This is a genomic window from Microbacterium umsixpiens (assembly GCF_053543675.1).
In genome coordinates, this window is the sequence record NZ_JBLVOH010000012.1 from 5,907 (window position 1) to 9,737 (window position 3,831).

The following is a 3,831-nucleotide window of genomic DNA, read 5'->3' on the forward strand; positions in this document are numbered from 1 at the left end:
ATGACCGTGAACGTCTCGGCGGCCGGGTCGAGTGCCTCCGACGGGGCGACGCTGTCCTACTCCTGGAACTGGGGCGACGGTACTCCCGCCGGTTCGGGAGCCACCGCCGGTCACACCTACGGCCAGGCGGGTGCACACGACATCACCCTGACGGTGACCGACAGCCTCGGCGGGTCGGCGAGCGTCACGAATTCCGTGACGGTGCAGTCTCAGGTCTTCGCGGCATCCGATTCGTTCGGTCGCGTGGTCTCGAGCGGTTGGGGTGCAGCTGACGTCGGTGGCACGTGGGCACCCATGAGCGGTTCTGCCGCCATCGCCTCCGTCGCAGACGGGGTGGGCAAGCTCAATCTCGCACCCGGGGATACCCGCGAGATGCTTCTGCAGGGCACGTCTCTGCTCGACACCTCGGCACGGATCAACTACACGCTGTCCTCGGGGCCGTCGACGGGCATCGCCTATGAAGGGCTCGGTGCGCGTCGGTCCGGTTCCAACGGCTATCGTGCACTTGCATGGCACCGCGCCGATGGCAGCACGTGGATCGTGATCCAGCGCAACGGCACGGCGATCGCCAGCACCGCTGTCGCGGGTCTCACCTGGACAGCGGGCAGCACGTTCAACCTGGCGATGGAGACGACCGGTTCCACGACTACCACCATCCGCGCCAAGCTGTGGGCAGGCGGAGCCGCAGAACCCGCCAGCTGGCAGCTGTCGACGACGGACGCGACGGCGGCCCTCCAGGTCGCGGGAGCACCCACCGTGTACTCGTACCGTTCCGGTACGGGAACCGGGAGCAACCTCGCCAGCTTCGACGACTTCACGCTGAAGAACCTCGGCGCCGTGGCGCCGGATCCGGAGCCGGAGCCCGAGCCCGAGCCCACCAACGTCGCACCGGTGGCCGCTTTCTCGGCGACCGCGACGGCGTTGACGGCCAGCGTAGACGGCACCGCGTCGACGGATTCGGATGGCACCATCGCCTCCTACGCCTGGAACTTCGGCGACGGCTCCACGGGCACGGGTGCGACCAGCTCCCGAACCTACGCCGCGGCCGGAACCTACACCGTGACGCTCACCGTGACCGACGACAAGGGGGCGACACACACCGCGACCAAGCAGGTCACGGTGGCTGCGGCTCCTGTCGATCCGGATCCGGAGCCCGAGCCCGAGCCCGCCCCGCTGGCCGGCGACGAGTTCGACCGGACCTCCGGTCCCGGCTGGGGCAGCGCGGTCGTGGGCGGCGCCTGGACGATCGCCGGCGGCTCGCAGGCAGCGGCTACCGTGGCGGACGGCCAGGGCAAGATGGCCCTGATCGCCGGGGATACCCGCCACGCGACGCTCAACACGACCTCGATCACCGACGCCGTCCTGCAGACGCAGTTCCGCGTCGATCAGGCCCCGGCAGCGGGCGGCGCCTACATCGGAGTCATCGCGCGTCAGTCGGCCGCAGGTAAGTACCTGGTCCGTGCGTGGCTGCGTCCTGACGGAACCATCTGGCTCGTGGCTCACCGCGATGGCACCGTGCTGCTCGCGCAGCCCGTAGCGGGGCTCGCCTTCACGGCGGACACCTCCTACACGCTGAAGGTCTCTGTCACCGGTGGGTCGCCGACCGCGATCTCGGCGAAGATCTGGGCGACGGGCGGCACAGAGCCGGCGAACTGGCAGCTCAACACGACGGATGCGACGCCGTTGCAGGGGGCGGGATCGGTCGGGCTGAGCGGCAACCGCTCGGGGAACGCGACCGCGGCACTCGGTGTCTCCTTCGACTCGTTCCGGGTGACCGCCCCGTAGCGGCGGAGTGACGCGCCGCACGTGAGGTGCGCTCCCGTCCGTCGGTGCTCACGCGCCGGCGGATGAGGGCGCGCCTCACTTGTTCGAGGCTGCTGACGTGTTACACATTGACAGCGCCCCGAGCGCACAGCGCACGGTGACACCGGCGGGGAGGGCGGTCCCATGAGATTCGTTCCGCGCCACCACCTCCGAGTAGGATCCTGACGCATGGCCACTGCTGTTCCGATCGTGCTCCTCGCAGTCGGAGGTCTCGCCGCACTGGCCCTCGTCGTCCTCGTGCTCCGGATGATGCCCCGCGCGGCGTTCGTCGTCTGGGCGTGCGTGCTCTTCTTCGTCCCCCTCTGGGTGGGGGTGAACATCGGCTTCTACTGGGCCGCGATCACGCTTCTCACGGCACTGCTGATCCTCGTCAACTGGTCGATCGTCCCGCTGCGGGCGGCCGATGCGTGGGTGGCGGTGTTCATCATCGTCATCGTCGGCCTGTACGCCTTCGGCTCCGTGGACCTCGCGTCTCTCGTCGCTGCGCTGCTCGAATGGGTGATCCCCTACATCTGGGGCCGCGTGGTGCTCGCCCGGGTCGGCGTCGCGTGGGTGACCTCGACCATCGCGATCGTTGCCGTGGTCGCCGCGGCACTCGCCGTCGTCGAGTTCTTCACGTCGTTCAACCCGTTCGTGCTCATACCGGGGTCGGGGGTCATCTACGACACCTGGAGCCCGCTGCAGGAGCGCGGAGGGGTCCTGAGGGCGGAGGGTGCTTTCGGGCATTCGATCGCGCTCGGTGCGGCCCTGGCCATGTCTTCGGCGTTCGTCGTCGCGACCAGGTGGCGGCTCGTTCCGAAGATCAGCGGGGTGGTGATCATCGCGGTGGCCACGGTCCTCACCTTCAGCCGTGTGGGTCTCCTGACACTCGTCCTCACGCTCATCCTGTCCACGTTCCTGATCGTCGGCGTCTCCACCCGTTTCCGGGCGACCGTCGCCGTGGCCGGTGTGATCGGAACGGCCATCGTCATCCCCATCATCGATACGGTTTTCGGGGCAGCGGGGGAGGAGGCGGGCGGCAGTGCGGACTATCGAACGGACCTGCTCGTGCTCCTCGAACAGGTGCAGGTCTTCGGCAACCCGGGCGACTGGCACTCCCTGGTCTCGGGAGACTACTACCTCGGCTACTTCGCCCGATCCGTCGACAATGCGCTGGTCCTCACCCTGCTGAGGTACGGATATGTGCCGACCTTCCTCATCATGGCTGCCGTGGTCTGTGCTGCGTGGATGGCGCTGAGGCGTTCGACGCGAAGCCCCGCAGCGCTCGCGGTCGTCGGACAACTTCCGAGCCTCGTGGTGGTCGCCCTCATCACGCAATACAGCATGTTCCTCTGGTTCTGCGTCGGCCTGGCCATCACCTGGGCCAGAGACTCTGCCGTGCTCCGAGGGCCCGACGAACCGGCCACGCGCGTCGATATCGGCGCACCGGAGGGGCTGCGGCTGCCGAGCAGCGCCCCGCCGTCGTACCCACGAGCGTGAGGGTGCGGAAACGTTGACTCATCTAGAATCGAAATCTCAGGGGGAATGGGGAACCATGGGCGAGAGCCGGGTCAGTCTGCGTGTCATCGCGAGTTCGTTGCGCAAGTTCTGGTGGCTGATCGTGCTGTCCGCCGTTCTCGGCGCAGCGGGGTCCTACGGATACGCGTCGCTGCAGACGCCGCTCTTCCAGGCGACGACCTCCCTGTATTTCGCTCTCAACCAGGGAACCAGCGCCTCCGACCTCAACCAGGGATCGGTGTATACGCAGAGCCAGATGCTGTCGTTCGCTCAGCTCGCCACCAGCTCGCGCGTGCTCGATCCCGTCATCGAAGAGCTCGACCTCGACACCACTGCGCGTGCTCTGGCCCGGGACATCGAGGTGTCGATCCCGCAGAGCACTGTCACGCTCCGGGTCACCGGAATCGCGGACGACGCAGAAGCATCGGCCGACCTGGCGAACGCCGTCGCCGACCAGCTCATCGTGGCCGTCAAGGACGTGGCTCCCAAGGATCCGCAGGGGGAGTCCAC

Annotated in this window: 3 protein-coding genes; all 3 read left to right on the forward strand. The window is 67.9% G+C overall.

What is annotated here, in order from left to right:
- The coding region (locus tag ACNPM4_RS01060; RefSeq protein ID WP_448984404.1) for a PKD domain-containing protein at positions 1-1,785 on the forward strand (1,785 nt) is incomplete at its 5' end.
- Between the two features lie 207 nt (positions 1,786-1,992).
- Positions 1,993-3,303, forward strand: a complete 1,311-nt coding sequence (locus ACNPM4_RS01065) for a hypothetical protein (protein ID WP_448984405.1) — start codon at positions 1,993-1,995, stop codon at positions 3,301-3,303.
- A 55-nt stretch (positions 3,304-3,358) separates the two neighbouring features.
- Positions 3,359-3,831: YveK family protein (locus ACNPM4_RS01070; RefSeq protein ID WP_448984406.1), on the forward strand; the 473-nt coding region annotated here is incomplete at its 3' end.

Coding starts and splice junctions, on each gene's coding strand:
- ACNPM4_RS01065 (WP_448984405.1), top strand. CDS start 1,993: ATGGCCACTGCTGTTCCGATCGTGCTCCTCGCAGTCGGAGGTCTCGCC.